The sequence below is a fragment of the Achromobacter sp. SIMBA_011 genome (assembly GCF_046535435.1).
Classification (GTDB): Bacteria; Pseudomonadota; Gammaproteobacteria; order Burkholderiales; family Burkholderiaceae_B; genus Achromobacter; species Achromobacter dolens.
The window spans coordinates 1-246 of the sequence record NZ_JAWRWN010001014.1; the positions used below are offsets into that span (position 1 = coordinate 1).

Consider the following 246-nt stretch of genomic DNA (forward strand, 5'->3'; position numbering starts at 1 on the left):
CGTTTCGGCGTGGCCGCGTTGCCGGAAGGGCGAAGGCGGGACTGGCTGCACCAAAGCATCGAGCAGCGCGTCGTGCCGCTGTTTCGCGGCCGGATCCTGCCGTTCGACGATGCGGCCAGTAAAGCCTATGCGAGCCTTCGCGCGAAGGCTCGGGCCACGGGCAACGCGATGGCGTCTGCCGATGGATTTATCGCTGCAACAGCCGCGGCGAACGGCTTGATCGTGGCGACGCGTGACGTCGCGCCG

1 protein-coding gene is annotated in these 246 nt (G+C 67.9%); it reads left to right on the plus strand.

The window, feature by feature from the left end; translation table 11 throughout:
• The coding region (locus SB816_RS34070; RefSeq protein ID WP_410548508.1) for a PIN domain-containing protein at positions 1-246 on the plus strand (246 nt) is incomplete at both ends.